This is a genomic window from Pedobacter lithocola (genome assembly GCF_042650845.1).
GTDB lineage: Bacteria > Bacteroidota > Bacteroidia > Sphingobacteriales > Sphingobacteriaceae > Pedobacter > Pedobacter lithocola.
Genome location: NZ_JBHSBW010000007.1, coordinates 1218773 through 1237204, shown reverse-complemented (window position 1 = coordinate 1237204; position 18432 = coordinate 1218773). Strand labels below are relative to the sequence as shown.

Here is an 18432-nt window from a genome sequence, read left to right as displayed (position 1 = left end):
CAACCAATATTTGATTACGATGCAGAATGAAAAACTGACAACCAACTCTATTGATGCTGCTGAACTGAGTTTTAACGATTTTAAATCAATTGTTATTAACGATTATAAAATTGCGTACGAAAGTAGGCAGGCCAGTGTTTTAGGTCGCAGGGAAGTATTAACAGGGAAGGCAAAGTTTGGCATTTTCGGCGATGGTAAAGAAGTGCCGCAGGTTGCAATGGCTAAAGCATTCAAAAATGGCGACTGGCGTTCAGGTTATTACCGCGATCAAACATTTGCTTTTGCGGCCGGTATTTCAACAATCAAAGAATTTTTTGCTCAATTATATGCCAATCCAACTGATGGTGCTGATCCATTTTCTGGCGGAAGGCAAATGAACTGTCATTTTGCTACAAAATCAATTAATGAAGATGGAAGCTGGAATGATTTGACAAAAATCAAAAATGTTTCATCAGATATATCCCCAACTGGAGGTCAAATGGCTCGTTTGGTTGGTTTAGCTTATGCATCAAAATTATATAGAAACAATAAAGAACTCGATTATTTAAAGAATTTTTCGGCTAATGGAAATGAAGTAGCATTTGGCACAATCGGTAATGCATCAACATCAGAAGGTGTATTTTTCGAAGCCATTAATGCTGCGGGCGTTTTACAGGTGCCAATGGCAATTTCAATTTGGGATGATGCTTATGGAATTTCCGTTCCCGCTAAATACCAAACCACTAAAGAGGATATTTCTGAAGTTTTAAAGGGTTTTCAGCGTGATGAAAATAATGCTGGTTACGAAATTTATAAAGTTAAAGGTTGGGATTACCCGGCGTTATGCGAGGTTTACGAAAAAGCAATAAATGTTTGCCGGGATGAACATGTTCCAGTTCTAATTCACGTTACAGAACTTACTCAACCACAAGGACATAGTACATCTGGTTCTCACGAAAGATACAAATCAAAAGACAGATTATCTTGGGAAAGCGAGCACGATTGTATTTTAAAAATGCGTGAGTGGATGCTTGAATCTGCTATCGTATCAGAAGAAGAACTTATAGAACTAGAAAAGGCTGCGAAAGTTTTTGTTAGAAATGCACAAAAGGAAGCTTGGAATGAGTTTTTAGATAGCATGAAACCCGAACAAAAACAGGTAGTTGATTTTATTTCGGCGATGGCAAAAAACCAGCCAGAGCTTGCTAAAATTTCATCTCAACTGGCTTCAACCGCCGATGCGCAACGTAGAGAAATATTTGTGGCGGCCCGAAAAGCAATACGTTTATCATCAAAACAAAATTCGACAGAACGCGAAGATTTGTTAAAATGGTATCAAAACCAGGATGAATTAAATTATAACAGATACAATTCTAAACTACATACAGGTGGCAAAGATAGCCCTGAAAAAATTTCTGTTGTACATGCTGTTTATGATGAATTTTCTAAAATGGTAGATGGGCGTGAAATTTTAAATGCTTGTTTTGATGAAAACTTTGCCCGCGACCAACGTTTGGTAGCTTTTGGTGAAGATTTAGGTAATATTGGTGATGTTAACCAAGGTTTTGCAGGATTACAAACCAAATATGGCGATTTAAGGGTAACCGATACAGGTATCAGAGAAATGACCATTATGGGTCAGGGAATTGGACTTGCTATGCGTGGTTTAAAACCAATTGCAGAAATACAATATTTAGATTATTTAATATTTGCTTTAAACGTATTGAGCGATGATTTGGCATCTTTATCTTACAGAACCAAGGGTATTCAAAAAGCGCCAGTTATAGTTAGAACCAGAGGTCATCGTTTAGAAGGTGTTTGGCATTCAGGTTCTCCAATTAGTATGCTTTTAGGCTCTTTACGTGGTTTACATTTATGCGTTCCGAGAAATATGACTCAAGCTGCAGGTATGTACAATACACTTTTTAGGGCAGATGAACCAGCCGTAGTAATCGAATGTTTAAATGGTTATCGCTTAAAAGAAAAATTGCCAAATAATATAGGCGAATTTACTATTCCTTTGGGGCATGCCGAAGTTATTGAAGAAGGTACCGACATTACAGTTGTATCTTACGGTTCTAGCTTGAGAATTGTACAGGAAGCAGCAGAAGAATTGGCGGTTTTCGGAATATCGTTGGATATTGTTGATCCTCAAACTTTGTTGCCATTTGATATAAACAACGTTTGCTCATCATCTTTAAAAAAAACCAATAAGCTTTTAGTGGTTGATGAAGATGTTCCTGGAGGTGCTTCAGCATATATTCTTCAACAAATTTTAGAAAAACAAAATGGATATTTCCATTTAGATGGTCAGCCAAAAACTTTAACTGCTAAAGCTCACAGACCACCGTTTGGTTCAGATGGAGATTATTTCAGCAAACCATCAGTTGATGATGTGGTTGAAACCATATACCAAATGATGCATGAGGCAAACCCATCAAAGTTTCCACCAATTTATTAATTGAATAAAAAACTCATTTAAATTGATTCTTACCTTTGCTCAATCGAAGGTGAGAATTTTTTGTTTCTAACACACCCGTAAAAGATTAGTTTAAGTAATATCAAAGAAAAAAATTATATTACACCTTGATTTAAGAAACCAAATCAGTCCCTGTAAATAATTTATTCTGTATTTCTAATCAAAGCGTAAAGTTTGCTTGCGTCTAATTTCTTAAATCAGCAACTTACTATATCATCTAAATTGTGGTTTAATTAATGGAGTCTTGGCGCTATAAAATTCTTAAAATAATAGTTTCCAGGATATTTCTTGCCATTGTATTTGTTGTTTTTGCTTGTAAAACTCAGGCACAGGTTACATATAAACAAAAAAGTTTAGATAGCCTTTAAAAACTTAATCAAACTTATCGCAATATAGATTCAGGTAAAATTGATTTATCAATAAAGATACTGCAACAATACATTTGGAAAAGGGATTTTGAAAAAGCTGAAGAAACTTTAGCCACAGTAGTTTCAATTTCATATAAACTTGATTTAAGGAAATTTGCAGGCGTGGCTTACAGAAAAATGGCTCGATTATATCATGGCCACACAAATATCCAAAAAGCTGAAATTAATTACCTGAAGGCCATAAATGAGTTTCTTACAACCGATGAACAAATTCTTGCCGCCGGTGCGTACCTAGATTTAGGTGCGTTGTATAATATGATTCCAGATTATGCTAAATCGCTGGCTGTAAACCAAAAGGCAGTTGGCATTTACCTTAAAAGCAACAGTAAAGAGGAGTTAGGTAGTTGTTACGTTAACATTTCTGAAATTTATCAAGATTTAGAACAACACAAAAAAGCGTTAGAATACCTAAGAATGGCGCTTAACCTTTTTAACCTGAAAGGTGAGGTTTCCAGAGGTGCCGCCGTTGTTTATATGGGAATTGGTCTTGCTTATTTTCATGCTAGCCCTACAGAATTAATGAGCATGGATATTTTGCCCGACCAAAATTTAAAAGTTGCATTGGAAAATTTAAACAAAGCGCTAAAAATTGCCGAAGCAGCAAGAGTAGAGCAAGATTTAATTGCAATAATTAAGATGAATTTGGGGTCGGTTTATGAGCGACTGGGAGCCAAAGACTTAGCATTAAAATCCTTTTTAACCTCCATTTCTATTAATAAAAATTCGGTTGATAAGCGTATTTATGCAGAGAGTTTGCAGGCTTTAGGCAACTTCTACAACAATCAAAAAAAATATAAAGATGCAATTAAGTTACTTACTGAAGCATTAAATATTTCAAATACAAATAGTTTTTTAGATATTGAGAGGGATGCAAATTTACAACTTAGCCAGGCGCATAGCGGTTTAAAAAACTATGATGAATCGCTAACTTATTACAAACAATATGTGGTTGTAAAAGACAAAATATTTAATGCTGAAAAAGAGCGGGAGATAACCAGAAGACAAATGGAATTGGATTTTGCAGTGAGGGAAAAGGATTACCAACTAAAACAACAAATTACTGATGCTGTATTACAACGCCAGGTTTTGTTTGCCAGGCAGCAGCATCAAAAACTAATATTAAGGCAACAGCAGCTTGATTTGAGCGACAAGGAGAAAATGTTGCAACGATTAAAGTTTCTTCAAAATCAAAAGAATTCGGAAAATGAAAGGAAGATTCAAAGTAATGATTTCGAGCGTTCAAAGCTAATATCGCAATTTGAAGCTGTAAAAAGAGAAAAGCAAATATCTAAACAAGAGCAACAAATAAAGTATGATGAAAAATTAAAAATATTTCTATTTGCAGCCATCGGACTAGTTTTATGTACATCAGGATTTATTTATTATAATCAACGCAAAACCACCAGACTTAATAAAATTATAAACAAGCAAAAGCTAGAACTTGAACAGCTGAGTAGGGTAAAGGATCGGATTTTTAGTGTAGTAAGCCATGATATGCGTACACCTGTAAACTCTTTAATTGCCTTTATAGAACTTTTAGAAAATGGAAATTTAGACCAGGCAAAGTTTAATCGATACGCTGGCTTGCTAAAAAATAGCTTGACCTATACATCATCTATGATGGAAAATCTTTTGAACTGGGCTGCCAGTCAAATGCAAGGTTTTAATCCGTATTTAGAGCGCTTAAATATATATAATGTAATTGAGGAAGTTATTGGTTCACTAAAAGGTACAGCTGACTTTAAGCGTATTACCATCAATAATAATATTAGTAAAAGCTTTGATTGTAAAGCTGATATAAACATGTTCTCTTTAGTGCTGAGAAATTTAATAAGCAATGCTATAAAGTTTACTCCAGAAAATGGCCTTGTTACCTTAACTGCCGAAATTAGTAACGATTGCTTACAAGTTAAGGTAATTGATAAAGGTATTGGTATGACCATAGAGCAAATGAACCATATCAATAAATCTGAATATCAAGGTGCTGGACTTAGTACACCAGGAACAAACAAGGAAAAAGGAACGGGTTTGGGTTTGTTATTATGCAGAACTTTTTTGGCATTGATGGATAGCAAGCTTACGGTTTCTTCCGAAAAAAATATGGGTAGCACTTTTACCCTGTGGCTAAAAAAATGCTAAAACCTTATTTTTTAAATCGATATAGTGTTTTTTTGTCAATAACCGTGTCTAATAATTCTTGGCGATTTATAGAGCTGATTGGTACAACAAAGTTTGATGTTAAATGCACTTCATGAGCGGTAATGGTAGAAATGTGATTTACATTAATAATGTATTGCTTATGCACTCTAGAGAAATAATTTGGAAGTTGCTTTTCTAAATTTTTTAATCCAACCAAAATGATGTGCTTGTCATTTTGTGTATAAATTTTCGAAAAATCTCCCATGCTTTCTATGTAAACCACATTGCTGTAATTTAATTTTGTGATACCCTTCGTTTCTTTGAAAAAGAAATAATCATCTGATGGATTTGGTACGGCTACAGCAGAGTTATCTACAATTTTTCGAAGTTCTATATACTCAATAGCTTTATTGGTGGCTTTTAGTAAGCGTTCAAAAGTTGCGGGTTTAACGATATAATCCAGCGCATCCAATTCGAAACTCTCTGCGGCATATTCACTGAAGGATGTTATAAAGATAAAAAGAGGTTTGTGCTTTAAAGTTTTTAAAAGCGCCATTCCTGATAAATCAGGCATATCAATATCAGAGAATACGATATCTACATTATTGGTTGTTAAAAATGTGGCAGCTTCAATTCCATTATCACAAATAGCAGAAATATTTAATGATGCAATTTTCTTTAAATGCATTTCAATTGCATCGCGTTCTATTTCATTATCATCAACAATTACGCAGTCGTATTTCATTATAGGGATGGTTAAACAAGTTAAAACATGTGTTTGTAACGATTGTTTTACCTAAATATAGACTTTTTCTAAAGACTTAAGCAAGAAAAATGAAATATTTTATTGCACCATTTTTGTCTAAATGATAGAGCTATTTCTGTCAAGGAATAAATTTCTATATACTTCGATAAATTACTGTGCCACAAAGCTTTAAATAATACTCACCTTGTTTCTTAAAAACTGGTCTGCAAGTACTAAAGCTGCCATGGCCTCTACAATTACTACAGCTCTAGGTACTACGCAAGGGTCGTGGCGACCTTTACCTTTAATTTCTGATGCTTCTCCTGCAGCATTAATGGTTTGCTGGTTGTGCATAATGGTTGCAACAGGTTTAAACGCAACTTTAAAAGTAATTTCCATACCATTCGAAATGCCTCCTAAAATGCCGCCGGCAAAGTTTGTTGTGGTTTTGAATACTTTAGAATCAGATGCTTTTGGTTGAGGAATGTCATTGTGCTGCGAACCTAATAATTCACTTCCTGCAAAACCTGAACCGTATTCAAACCCGTGAACCGCATTAATGCTAAGCATGGCTTTACCTAAGTCAGCGTGTAATTTATCAAAAACTGGTTCGCCTAAACCAGCCGGACAACCTTTTATTACACATGCAATCTTACCACCAACAGTATCGCCATCTTTCCGAACGGCATCTATAAATTCTATCATTTCGTGTGCTGTAGCTGGGTCGGCACAGCGAACAATGTTTTCTTCTCTAATATTCAGCAAAGCTGATAAGTCATTACTTTCCAAATTTGGAGCATCAACCTTTCCAACGGAAGTTACATGCGCAAAAATCTCAATGCCTTGTTGTTTTAAAAAAAGTTTGGCAATTGCACCAGCAGCTACACGTGCAGCAGTTTCGCGAGCGGAAGAACGTCCGCCGCCACGATGGTCGCGGATACCATATTTCGCATCGTAAACATAATCGGCATGGCTTGGGCGGTACACATCAACATTATGACCATAATCTTTAGAGCGTTGGTCTTCGTTTGGAATCAACAGAGCAATTGGCGTTCCCGTACTTTTTCCCTCAAAGATACCAGAGAGAATTTGAACAGTATCACTTTCCTTTCTTTGTGTAGTAATTTTGGATTGACCAGGTTTTCGCTTATCCAATTCTGATTGCACAAAATCTATATCGATGTCCAATTGGGCCGGACAGCCATCAATAATTACTCCAATGGCCACGCCATGAGATTCTCCAAAAGTAGTGATGCGAAAAAGTTGCCCGAATGAATTGCCTGCCATTTTATTTTAGATGTTAGATTTGAGATATTATATTTGAGATTTTCCATCAAAAAATATCTAAATCTTGTTATATTTCTTTTTATTGTTTTTGAGTCTCACATCTAGTGTCTCAATTCTCATATCTCTCTCACTTCAAATCCTGCCTTTTTCAAATCTTCCCAAAAATACGGGTAAGATTTTTCTACGACTTGCATTTCTTCAATTTCTACTTCTTTAATTAATAAAGCAAGCGGAGCGAAAGCCATTGCCATGCGGTGGTCTTCGTAAGTCGCAATGGTAATTTTTTCAGGGAAATGAAGTTCATCTGTATTTAAGGTGTAAACTAAATTATTTTCAGTTAAGGTCACGCCAATTTTTGCCAGCTCATTTTGTAAAGCTGCAATGCGGTTCGTTTCCTTTATTTTTAAAGTTTCAAGTCCCGTAAACGACATGTTTTTACCTAATGCAGCTGCAATAACGATAATCGTTTGTGCCAAATCAGGGCAAGTTTTTAAATCTAAAACCTGGTCAGTTTCCAATGATAAACCTAAGTTGCTGATTGAAATTCCGGTTGCTGTCTTGCTTGTCGCGATACCAAAAATTTTCATGATTCTTTGGATTTGGCTATCACCTTGTAAGCTTTTATCTTTTAAAGCAGGAAGACTGATTTCAGCTTCATCGGCCAAGGCTGCAATGCTGTACCAATAAGATGCAGCGCTCCAATCTGGCTCAACAACCAAAGTTCCGGGTTTAAATGCCTGTGGCTTTATGGAAATCGAATTTTCATTCCAGGTATGTTCAATACCAACTTCCGCCAGCATATCCAAAGTCATATCTACATAAGGCTTTGAGGTTAATTCTCCCTCAATTTCTAATGTTAAACCTTGTGGTAAAGTCGGAGCAATCATCAGCAATGCTGAAATATACTGACTGCTGATATCGCCTTTAATTTTTACTTCTGCAGTTTTTTGATTCAGAGGTCCTGTAATGTTTAACGGTGGAAAACCATCGTTTTCTGCATAAGAAATATCTGCACCAATGGTTTTTAAAGCCTCAGCTAAAATGCCAATAGGACGTTGCTTCATTCTTTCAGTTCCTGTTAGCAAGAAATTGCCATTTTTAGCTGAAAGATAAGCAGAAAGAAAGCGCATAGCCGTTCCCGCCGGACCAACATCTACGGTTTTCGATTCCTCAATTTCTACTTCCAATTCTTCTTCAAGAGTACTAAGTATGCCATTTAATGTTACCGTATCGGCTGCATTTGATAAATTCTCTACTTTAACTAATTGTTTACTTAAAGCACTGATAATTAAGGCTCTGTTGCATTCGCTTTTTGAGCCTGTCAATTGGATTTCCGTATGTATATTCTTGGCTCCCTTAAAAGAAACTAAGGCATTTTTTGACATTTTATATTGGTTTTATTCTCAAAATACAATTGCCAGATGTTGCCACCTGACAATTGTATATAATAAATTTAGCATGACGAGTGTTTTTGGCAAACGGCTTTTGCTTTTCGATTTGGTCTTTAAGCTTAGTCTTTAAGCCTTAGTTCTTTAACCTTTAACCTTATTTAACAACTTCGCTATGTTGCTCTGCAGCAATTCCTTTTTCAGCTTTGCCTGCATTCATAATTTCAGTTTGTTTGCGGATAGATTCGCCGTGCATCAACTCTAAAAATTTCTCTGTAAAGTTCAAATCTAATTTTAAAGCTTTAGCAAAAGCGTGACCTTTTTTAATGATGGCATCCCAACGATTAACTTGTAAAATCGTTACCTGGTTATCACGTTTAAATTCACCGATTTTCTCTACAATAGCCATACGTTCAGCTAATTTCTGCAATAAAATATCATCAATTTTATCAATTGATTTACGTAAATCTGCCAATTTATCAACGAAAGCTTCGTTAGTAGATTCTGGTTCGCGAACTGTTAAACGGTCTACCAATTCTGATAAAGCAGCTGGTGTAACTTGTTGTTTCGCATCCGTCCATGCAACTGATGGGTCAACGTGTGATTCAATCATTAGACCTTGCATGTCTAAATCCAAAGCTTTTTGTGAGATGTAAGGGATTAGCTCACGGTTACCACAAATGTGACTTGGGTCGTTAATGATTGGCAACTCAGGGCATAAAGTTTTCAACTGGATTGCCAATTCCCACATTGGTTCGTTACGGAAAGAACTTTTCTCGAATGAAGAAAAACCACGGTGAATTGCACCAATTTTAGTAATCCCTGCTCCATTTATTCGCTCGATTGCGCCAATCCACAATTGTAAATCAGGGTTAACCGGGTTTTTGATTAATACAGGAACATCATGACCTCTTAATGCATCAGCAATTTCTTGGACCGTGAATGGATTTACGGTAGAACGTGCACCAATCCAAAGGATATCAACACCTGCAGCCAAAGCCTCTTCAACATGTTTTGCATTTGCTACCTCAACAGCAGTTGGCAATCCTGTTTCTGTTTTAGCACGTTTTAACCACTCTAAACCAATACTTCCAATACCTTCAAATTCTCCCGGACGCGTACGTGGTTTCCAAATACCAGCTCTTAAAACCGATACTTTACCAGTTGCTGCCAATAAATGTGCGGTAGTTAATAATTGCTCTTCAGTTTCTGCACTGCAAGGACCTGAGATAATTAAAGGTTCGTTGTTAACGTTTAACCAAGTGTTTAATGGTTGGATGTTTAAATTAAGTTTCATGATTTATGGCTTGTTTTTTATTCCGAAGTCCGCTGTCGGATGCCCGGAGATATTTTTATATATTAATTGTTGTATTGCTTTAATGTTAATTCGTAAATCTAAAATCGTAACTCCCTCAGACTTTATCATTCTTTAAATATTCTCCGAGGATATTAAAATTCGAAGTGTATTTAAGTGCTTTTCTAACAGCCTTATCATACTTTTCGGTACTTGGCCATTCTAAATCGACGTAAAAATAATATTCATTTCTTTTACCCAGCACCGGCATAGATTGTATTTTTGTTAAGCTTACCTCTTGTTCTGCAAAGATGTTTAATACGGTGGCTAAAGAGCCTGCTTTATGGCCAACCTGAAAACATATTGATGCTTTATTTATTTTCTTTCCCTCGTCTGTTTTATCTTTTTTAAGGATAAGGAAGCGGGTATAGTTTTTTTTATTTGATTCTACACGACGCTCTAAAATATTTAAGCCGTAAAGTTCTGCAGCTAAATTGTTTGCAATAGCCATAGTATCGGTTAGTTTTTCTTCCTGAATGCGTTTTGCACAAGCGGCGGTATCATTGCTTTCTACAATTTTTATGTGTGGATAATCATAAAAGAAATCGATGCATTGACGGATAGCAATGGGGTGTGAGGTTACGATTTTTATATCTTCAAACTTAACACCGGGCAATGCCATTAAATGCAATTGAATGGGCAAATAAACTTCGCCAACTACCGAGAAACCATAATCGCGGATTAGTGTGTAATTTGGTAATAAACTACCAGCGATAGAATTTTCGATGGCCATGACAACGAAGTCAGCATCGTTTTTTTCTAGCTTGTCGCAAGTTTCTTTAAATGAATTGCATTCTACAGTTTCTATGTTTTTACCAAAGAATTTGTAGGCTGCCTCTTCATGAAAAGATGCTTTAATACCTTGAATTGCTATTCGTTTAATCGTTTCCATTTTGCGTAAAACAAAAAGTCCCGGCTGTTTGCCGGGACTTTCTTATACATTTTAATATTGTTATCTATCTTTTTGCATATTAGCCCCGGCTCTTACTAAAATAGTAAAAGTAACCAAAGTAATATGTGTTGAATAATTTCATTTTTTGTTTTTGAATGAGCCAAATGTAATAACAAAATTTAATTTGTCAATAGGAAATTGAAAATAATTTTAATAAAATTTAATTTTGTTTGAATTAGCCTAGTTTTGGATTGGGTATGAAAGGATTGATTGGGTTCTTAGAAGAGGCTATCAATTATTTTCTAAATTTGGAAATGATTGTAATGGATAGAAAGGCTGTGTTAGCCAAGGACGCACAACCAGTCGTTTCAAAGTCTTAAATAAGTACGTAGACTGTAGATTTCTGGAGTGATTATTATAACATCCTGCTACACAATCTACGATTTAATTCGTGGGCAATACAACGAAATTCCTATCCAGTAGAGCTTAAAGTTCTTTGCTCTTCGTTAAAATCTTTAACCTTATTATTTTCTTGATTTAGTTTTTGTAACTCTTCCGCCTTGCGTAACTCTCGCTGCATAACCTTCGCGATTTTTGTGCTGCCATCATGGCTCCAGCCCGGTGGGTTTATAATATACCGCACCTTATCCATAAAAGTTGGTGCTTTTTTAACATCAGCAGATAAGGCGATAATTTCATGGAAAATAATATTTACAGGACCAGTATCTTTAGGTTGAGTAGTTAAGCCATATTTAATTTTGTCTTCTTCCAGTTCAGCTTGGAAAGTGCCAAACCATCTATCCCAAAGGATTAGAACCATGCCCATATTTTTATCCAAATAACGCACATTACTGGCATGATGAACCCTATGGTGTGAAGGCGTAACAAAAACATACTCGTACCATTTAGGGAAATTAATTTTGTATTGCGTGTGAACCAAATTGCCATAAATCTGTGTAATAAGGTAAGCAAAAAAGATGTCCATAGCGGTAAAACCTATAAATGCTAAAGGCAGATAGAAAAATACCCGGTACAAAGGTTCGAAAACTGTAGAACGGAAACCAGTTGTTAAATTGAAATGTTCTGATGAGTGGTGCGTAACATGCATTGCCCAAAAAAAGCGAACATAATGGCCAACGGTATGCAAAAACCAGTATAGAAAATCTTGTGCAAGAATTAAAACCAACCAATAAATCCAGATGTTGGAAATTTGGAATAACCTAAATTGGTAGCAGTATTCTAACAAAAAAAAAGTGGCGGTTTTCATACCTAGATTAATCACTACGGCAGCAGTCATTAAATAAATATTGGTCCAGGTGTCGCGTTTTGTATATAATTTTCTGTCGTGGGCGTAGCTAAAATACATTTCAACTAAGGTTAAAACGATTACAAAGCCAAATAAGCCGCCTACAGAAATATCACTTCCGGTAAATTTCATTTTATAAACTGTTATAATAATCTAAACTGCTTAAGATATCGGTTTTGGTTACACGGCAGTTAAACATGCATTTTCCAATGGTTTCTAATAAAGAAAATAAAATGTTACCATCTTCATTCTTCTTATCGCTTTTCATCAAATCCAAAAGCGTATCGAAACTTTGTCTATCAATATTGTATTTTGGATATAACGATAAAATATAATCGCCAATATCTTTTAATTCTTCTTTGCTTAAGCCACTGTTTTTAACTGATAAAGCTGCCTCGCAAATAAAACCGATGGCAATTGCCTCGCCGTGGGTAAGTGGGTTTTCATCATTCGCTAGCGAATAACTCTCTATCGCGTGACCAATCGTATGACCAAAATTTAAAATCTTACGTAAATTTTTTTCATGCGGGTCGATTGTAACTACTTCATTTTTAATCTCTACCGAACGGTAAATATCTTCAGCCGATGGCTTTAAATAATTAGTCGTTTTTAACTTTTCGTAATAAGCTTTATCAAAAATTAAACCATGTTTAATCATTTCGGCAAAGCCTGATAAAAGCTCCCGTTGTGGCAGAGTTTTTAAAAATTCAGTTTCGATAAAAACCATTTGTGGCAGGGTGAAAGTACCCACCATATTTTTCACGTTATCGATATCGATACCTGTTTTGCCGCCCACAGATGCATCAACCTGAGAAAGTAGGGTTGTCGGAACGTTAATAAAATCGATACCACGTTTATAAGTTGAGGCAATAAAACCACCCATATCGGTAATCACACCACCACCTAAATTAATCATCAAACTTTTACGGTCGGCCTCAAAATCCAATAAGGTTTTCCAGATGCCAATACAAAAATCAATGTTTTTATTTTCTTCGCCTGCTGATGTTTCAATTAAATCGAAATCAGAAAAATCATCCATAAGCGATTGAAAAACAGGTAAGCAGATTTCGCTCGTATGTTCATCAGCAAGGATAAAAACTTTGCTGTACTTATTGCTTTCTAAAAGGATTTTGAGTTCGGCTAATCCACTTTCGAAATAAAGCGAATGGCCAGCGCTGTTTAGAGTTTCCATTAAATTACTTCGATTTTATCTTGTCCAAACGTAATGATATCTCCAACTCTGACTTTGTATCGCTTGCGGAATTCTACCTCGCCATTGCATTTTACCAAGCCATCCATTACTGCAGCCTGAGCATCGCCGCCGGTGCCAACCAATCCTGTTGCCTTTAGCAATTGGATTAATGGAATAAATTCGCCCTCTAATTTAAATTGTATCATTTTGTTGCAAAAATACGATTATTTCGAGGTTTTACGTTCGTAGAATGGATGCTTTTTATAATTTTGCATCCATCTGACTTATTAATATCATTTAAATGGATTTATCCCCGAATAAACAGCCAAATTTCGACAATACCGAGGTAGCTTTCCGCCAAAAAACTAACGGAGAACTCAAAAAAGCTTTTTGGCTTTTTAAAATGATTGGGAGTAATTTCTTAACAAAAGTTGGTCCGCCGATAACTAATTTCTTTTTAAATATTGGCTTACCGATTCAAGGCGCCATAAAAACAACTATTTTCCAGCAGTTTTGTGGTGGCGAAACCATAGCGGAATGTGATATGGCAATTGCTCAACTTGCGAAGGGTGGCGTTGGAACCATTTTAGATTATTCGGTTGAGGGTGAAGATGAAGAGCAAGTTTTCGATGAAACCTGCCAGGAAATAATCCGCACCATTCTTCGTGCCGATGGCGATAAAAACATTCCGATTACGGTTTTCAAAATCACTGGAATTGGGCGTTTTGCTTTGTTAGAAAAGTTAGATGCAAAACAAACTTTAACCCCTGATGAACAAGCTGAGTTTGCCAAAGTGAAATCGCGGTGCGAGATGATTTGCCGTACTGCTTTTGAAAAATCTGTACCTGTTATGATTGATGCAGAAGAAACCTGGATTCAAAACACGATTGACGAATTGGCTTTAGATATGATGCGTAAATTTAACCAAGAAAGCATTATTGTCTACAATACCTACCAAATGTATCGCCACGATAAGCTGGCTGATATGAAAGCCGACCACTTGATTGCTAAAGCAGCTGGTTTTATTTTAGGTGTGAAAATGGTTCGAGGCGCATATATGGAAAAGGAGCGTAAACGTGCTGAAGAAATGGGTTATCCATCGCCAATACAGTCCGATAAAGCATCTTCTGATAGAGATTATAATGAATCGCTACGCTACTGTGTTGACCATATTGAAGAAATTGCCATTGTTTGTGGAACGCATAATGAAGATAGCAGTCGCCTGTTGACTTACCTATTGGATGAGAAAAAAATCGTTCACAATCATCCTCATGTATATTTTGCGCAATTGCTTGGTATGAGCGATAATTTAAGTTTTAACCTAGCCGATGCAAATTATAATGTTGCTAAATACGTTCCTTACGGGCCAATTAAGGCGGTAATGCCCTATTTATTTAGACGAGCACAAGAAAATACTTCAGTTGCTGGGCAAACTGGTAGGGAATTGGGATTGATAGAAAGAGAATTGCAGCGAAGAAAACTTTAAATAGGGTTTCAAAGTACTTGCTGATTTTTTTGGAAATGAGCGTTCAGTAATTCTTGGGTTTAAGCAGTCCCGCTTTACGCTAAATCGCCAGTGAAAAACTGGCTGATACCGCTCCAATCGGGTTTAGAAATAATGGATTGTTTATGTAATAATACAATTTTCCCACGATTGAAATCATGGGTTAAATTTAGGTGTTGAAATGTAACGAATAAAACTATACGACTGATAACATAACCCACGATTTCAATCGTGGGCATTAATACTTAAACGAAAATTTTAACTACGGGTATTGTTCACTTCGAAACTTTGTTTACCAGTTAATAAATCGTAAAACAAAATAAAATCGCTGGCTAAACTATATAAAGGGTATTGAAAAGTTGCGGGTTTATTTTTCTCGAAAAAGTAATGCCCAACCCAAGCAAATCCATAACCCACAACAGGCATCAGCAAAAAGAATCGCCATTGGTGGAATAAAAAGCCTGTGAAAAATAAAAGCGCAATTAAACCCGTTCCAATAAAATGCAGCACACGAGATGTTGTGTTCGTGTGTTGTGAAAGGTAGAATGGATAAAATTCTTTTATGGATTTGAATTTTTTATCGCTCATTTTAAATTATTCCGTTAGCTTTTAAAAAGGTCTCTAGTTGAGCAGGTTTTTCTGTCATTAATAAAGTTTGTAAACCAACTTTTTTGGCACCTTCTATATGTTGCGGACTATCATCAATAAATAAAGTTTCACCCGGATTTAGGTTGTTTTCCTTTAATACCTGCTCAAAAATATTGGTATTTGGTTTACGCAATTTCATGTGCTGGGAGAAATAGGCTTTCTCGAAATAATTGTCGTAGTCATTTATTTCGAAAGTTGTTTTCAAGTAATTGATAATCCAATCGTAATGAATCTCGTTGTTATTACTCAATAAAAAGGTTCGGTATTTATCCTTCACTTTTAAAAGCAAATCGTGGTTTTCTTGCGTGGTGCCAATTAATAAACTGTTCCAAGCCTCATCAATTTGGGCATCAGTTAGTTCAGGTTTATTCGCTGCTTTTCTAATGCCTGCTCTAAATTCTGCCGGCGATATTGCTCCTGTTTCCAAATTGTCAAACAATGCGTTGTGTGCTTTGTGAGCAAAGAAATTTTCAATATCAGTTATTCCTAACTTTTGAAAAGATGCTTGTGCAATTCTGAAGTCTATATCGAAAATTACGTTACCGTAATCAAAAATGATATTTTTAATGTTTTGCATCGGTTTACTTTTTGCTTCAAATATCTCTAATTAAAAGCTTATTTTATGGTTTAACAAACATTTTTAATTTTTGTGATTTCAATATGTTTATTGTTGCTTAATGCAAAAATGAATAGCCAAAATTCATCATTATCACTAATAGAAATTTTATTTACAACGCCTTCTTTTCCAAATTTATCTGATATGAAATCATTTACTTTTATTTCTAGTAAAGTAGATGTAGGTGTTATATTTTAGCATAGATTTAAATTTTATGGTGTAGGGTTTGAGGATATTGAAAAAAGCGTATTGAAAACCTTATCGCTTATAAGAATATTAAATCAATCACACTTAAAACTGGAATAGTAATTGACAATTAGTGCTCAATGTAATTCATAAGGCGCCTGCAATTGTAGAGAAATCTGAAAACCAGGCGTAGACTAAACTGTGAAATTGCATTTTTTTTGCTAGAAATTTATTGGTTAAAAATAGATTTCAAGGCAACTAATGAGAGGGGTTTTACCGCCCCTCTTTTTATTTTTTTACAGTTATTTTTCGTTCTGTTACTAAGATAAATTCATAAATTCTATATAATCCATCATCGGTTATCTCAATTTGCTCCACTAGTCCTGTTTTACTAAAAGTATCTGTAACCAAATCACCTTTTTTAACTTCTTGCAAATCTTCGCTGCTAGTTTCACTGTTCAATCGCTTCATTTCGTAAAGATAATTTAAAGCTTAAAGAAATTTATGATTTTGTTTCAAAACAGGTTTTTGTAACAATACTAATTTTATTGGTAATTTATTGGTGATATTATAATACCTTTATTGCTTGTAAATATAACAAATACTAATATTTATCTATTTTAAATCTTGATAACCAAACAATTGGAAAATAATATTCAAAATATTCAGGCTGATATTGACTCGATTAATAACATCCCGGCAGTTGTTAATATTTTAAAAGTTATTTGCAGCACTACGGGCATGGGCTTTGCAGCGGTTGCCCGCGTAACGGATGATAAGTGGGTAGCATGTGCTTTGCTAGATAAAATAAATTTTGGTTTAGCACCTGGTGGAGAATTGGCGCTCGAAACCACTATTTGTAATGAAATCCGTCAACATCATAATCCCGTTATTATAGCAAACGTTTCAGAAGATGAATGTTTTGCAAACCATCACACCCCATTATTATATGGTTTTCAGAGTTATATTTCTGTTCCAATAAAACTTAAGTCGGGTTTTTATTTTGGAACACTTTGCGCTATTGATCCAAAACCTCATGTAATAAATACTCCTGAAGTTTTAGGAATGTTCAATCTATTTGCTGAGCTTATTGCTTTTCACCTCGATGCAATAGAACAAGTAAAATCATCAGAGAAAAAACTTATTGAAGAAAGACATGTTGCCGAATTACGTGAAAATTTCATCGGTATTTTGGGTCACGATTTACGTAATCCTCTTAACGCAATATCTAATAGCGCTCAACTTTTAAATCATTTATCAAAAGAAGAGCGAATTCAAAAGATTATTAGCATTATTCAACGGTCATCTCAACGGATGAACGGCTTAATCGAAAATATGCTTGATTTTGCTAGTGGAAGATTTGGCGAAGGAATTTTATTAAATAGAGAAGAAAATGACTCTTTAGAAAGTATTTTAACTGAAGTTATAACTGAGCTAGAAGCAAATTACCCACAACATACTATTAACGTTAATTTTGATTTAAAACATCCAGTTAATTGTGATGGTAAAAGAATTGCACAACTGTTTTCAAATCTACTGGGCAATGCATTAAGTTATGGTAATGTTGCAACGCCAATTTATGTTAACGGTATAAGCAACAGCACCGAATTTGAATTATCCGTTACCAATTCGGGTAAGCAAATTTCTACCTCGGCTATAGAAAGATTATTTCAGCCATTTTCTCGTGGTGATGTAGAACCAAATCAAAAAGGGTTAGGGTTAGGATTATTTATCGTTTCAGAAATTGCTAAAGCGCACAATGGTAAAATTTTTGTAACCTCTAATGATGAGCAAACATGCTTTACCTTAATAATACCTGTGAAGTAGTTATTTTTTAACTCTTACATAAACCTCTACTATTTCTCGGTTGATATTTAATTTTTCAATTTTTTCAATTCCGCTTTGCGTTAAGGTGTCAATATTTAGTTTAACCTTAAAATTAAAATCGTGGTTTTCCCATTCTCTGGCACTGCAATATTCTAAGTTTTCGGTATAGTTTTCGCCCATTAGTAAATACGTACCGCTTCCCGAATCAAAGGTTGCATCAGCACCTTTTCCTTTATTTAAATCATGTTTAAAAAATGCGAAATGTGTATCATTTAAAATTTTAATCATTTCTACATTTTTTGGTGGCGATGTATTTACCGTATCACCTTTTGTAATGGCAAGGCTTGAAATTAATTTCCAGGTACCATTAATTTTAGATTCAACTTTATCTGCAACTTTTGGAGATGGATTGCAGGCTGATAAGAATACGGTTGCGATAATTAGAGATGCGAAAATTTTCAT

Annotated in this window: 16 protein-coding genes; 4 read left to right on the top strand and 12 right to left on the bottom strand. The window is 35.2% G+C overall.

Features of this window, described 5'->3' with window-relative positions; all coding sequences use genetic code 11:
• Positions 1-19 precede the first annotated feature (19 nt).
• Together ACFOWA_RS07655 and ACFOWA_RS07650 are read left to right on the top strand one after the other, a co-directional pair.
• The gene (locus tag ACFOWA_RS07655; RefSeq protein ID WP_378983585.1) at positions 20-2440 is read left to right on the top strand and encodes an alpha-ketoacid dehydrogenase subunit alpha/beta; all 2421 of its coding nucleotides are present in this window, start codon (positions 20-22) and stop codon (positions 2438-2440) included.
• A 563-nt stretch (positions 2441-3003) separates the two neighbouring features.
• On the top strand, positions 3004-5025 hold the full coding sequence (locus tag ACFOWA_RS07650) for a tetratricopeptide repeat-containing sensor histidine kinase (protein WP_378983583.1): 2022 nt from the start codon (positions 3004-3006) through the stop codon (positions 5023-5025).
• A gap of 4 nt (positions 5026-5029) precedes the next feature.
• Here the strand turns inward: ACFOWA_RS07650 and ACFOWA_RS07645 are convergent, their stop codons facing one another.
• The 8 genes from ACFOWA_RS07645 to ACFOWA_RS07610 form a co-directional block, all read right to left on the bottom strand.
• Positions 5030-5770: a LytR/AlgR family response regulator transcription factor gene (locus tag ACFOWA_RS07645; protein ID WP_378983580.1), complete on the bottom strand. Its 741-nt coding sequence runs from the start codon at positions 5768-5770 to the stop codon at positions 5030-5032.
• Positions 5771-5959: 189 nt separating this feature from the next.
• Positions 5960-7057 carry a chorismate synthase gene (gene aroC, locus ACFOWA_RS07640; protein WP_378983578.1) on the bottom strand — a complete coding sequence of 366 codons (1098 nt, stop codon included), beginning with the start codon at positions 7055-7057 and terminating at the stop codon, positions 5960-5962.
• Positions 7058-7173: 116 nt separating this feature from the next.
• Positions 7174-8442, bottom strand: a complete 1269-nt coding sequence (gene aroA / locus ACFOWA_RS07635) for a 3-phosphoshikimate 1-carboxyvinyltransferase (RefSeq protein WP_378983576.1) — start codon at positions 8440-8442, stop codon at positions 7174-7176.
• A gap of 160 nt (positions 8443-8602) precedes the next feature.
• Positions 8603-9742 carry a chorismate mutase gene (locus tag ACFOWA_RS07630; protein ID WP_378983573.1) on the bottom strand — a complete coding sequence of 380 codons (1140 nt, stop codon included), beginning with the start codon at positions 9740-9742 and terminating at the stop codon, positions 8603-8605.
• A gap of 115 nt (positions 9743-9857) precedes the next feature.
• A complete protein-coding gene (locus ACFOWA_RS07625; protein ID WP_378983571.1) occupies positions 9858-10691 on the bottom strand; it encodes a prephenate dehydratase in 834 nt (277 codons plus the stop codon).
• 472 nt (positions 10692-11163) lie between these two features.
• The gene (locus tag ACFOWA_RS07620) at positions 11164-12129 is read right to left on the bottom strand and encodes a sterol desaturase family protein (RefSeq protein WP_378983569.1); all 966 of its coding nucleotides are present in this window, start codon (positions 12127-12129) and stop codon (positions 11164-11166) included.
• A 1-nt stretch (position 12130) separates the two neighbouring features.
• Positions 12131-13189: a 3-dehydroquinate synthase gene (aroB, locus tag ACFOWA_RS07615; RefSeq protein WP_378983566.1), complete on the bottom strand. Its 1059-nt coding sequence runs from the start codon at positions 13187-13189 to the stop codon at positions 12131-12133.
• A complete protein-coding gene (locus ACFOWA_RS07610) occupies positions 13189-13395 on the bottom strand; it encodes an RNA-binding S4 domain-containing protein (protein WP_123205727.1) in 207 nt (68 codons plus the stop codon). The genes aroB and ACFOWA_RS07610 overlap by 1 nt, the downstream gene beginning before the upstream one ends.
• 95 nt (positions 13396-13490) lie before the next feature.
• On the opposite strand from ACFOWA_RS07610, the gene ACFOWA_RS07605 reads away from it, so the two are divergent.
• A complete protein-coding gene (locus ACFOWA_RS07605) occupies positions 13491-14675 on the top strand; it encodes a proline dehydrogenase family protein (protein WP_378983563.1) in 1185 nt (394 codons plus the stop codon).
• Between the two features lie 276 nt (positions 14676-14951).
• Here ACFOWA_RS07605 and ACFOWA_RS07600 read toward each other — a convergent pair whose 3' ends face one another.
• From ACFOWA_RS07600 to ACFOWA_RS07590, 3 genes are all read right to left on the bottom strand, one after another.
• Positions 14952-15281, bottom strand: coding sequence for an Mpo1-like protein (locus ACFOWA_RS07600; protein WP_378983561.1), 330 nt, complete (start codon positions 15279-15281; stop codon positions 14952-14954).
• Position 15282: 1 nt separating this feature from the next.
• Positions 15283-15918: an HAD family hydrolase gene (locus ACFOWA_RS07595; RefSeq protein ID WP_378983558.1), complete on the bottom strand. Its 636-nt coding sequence runs from the start codon at positions 15916-15918 to the stop codon at positions 15283-15285.
• A gap of 513 nt (positions 15919-16431) precedes the next feature.
• Complete coding sequence (locus ACFOWA_RS07590) at positions 16432-16614, bottom strand: hypothetical protein (RefSeq protein ID WP_378983555.1); 183 nt, start codon at positions 16612-16614, stop codon at positions 16432-16434.
• A gap of 171 nt (positions 16615-16785) precedes the next feature.
• On the opposite strand from ACFOWA_RS07590, the gene ACFOWA_RS07585 reads away from it, so the two are divergent.
• On the top strand, positions 16786-17970 hold the full coding sequence (locus ACFOWA_RS07585) for a GAF domain-containing sensor histidine kinase (protein WP_378983552.1): 1185 nt from the start codon (positions 16786-16788) through the stop codon (positions 17968-17970).
• On the opposite strand, the gene ACFOWA_RS07580 is transcribed toward ACFOWA_RS07585, so the two are convergent.
• The gene (locus ACFOWA_RS07580; protein WP_378983549.1) at positions 17971-18432 is read right to left on the bottom strand and encodes a hypothetical protein; all 462 of its coding nucleotides are present in this window, start codon (positions 18430-18432) and stop codon (positions 17971-17973) included.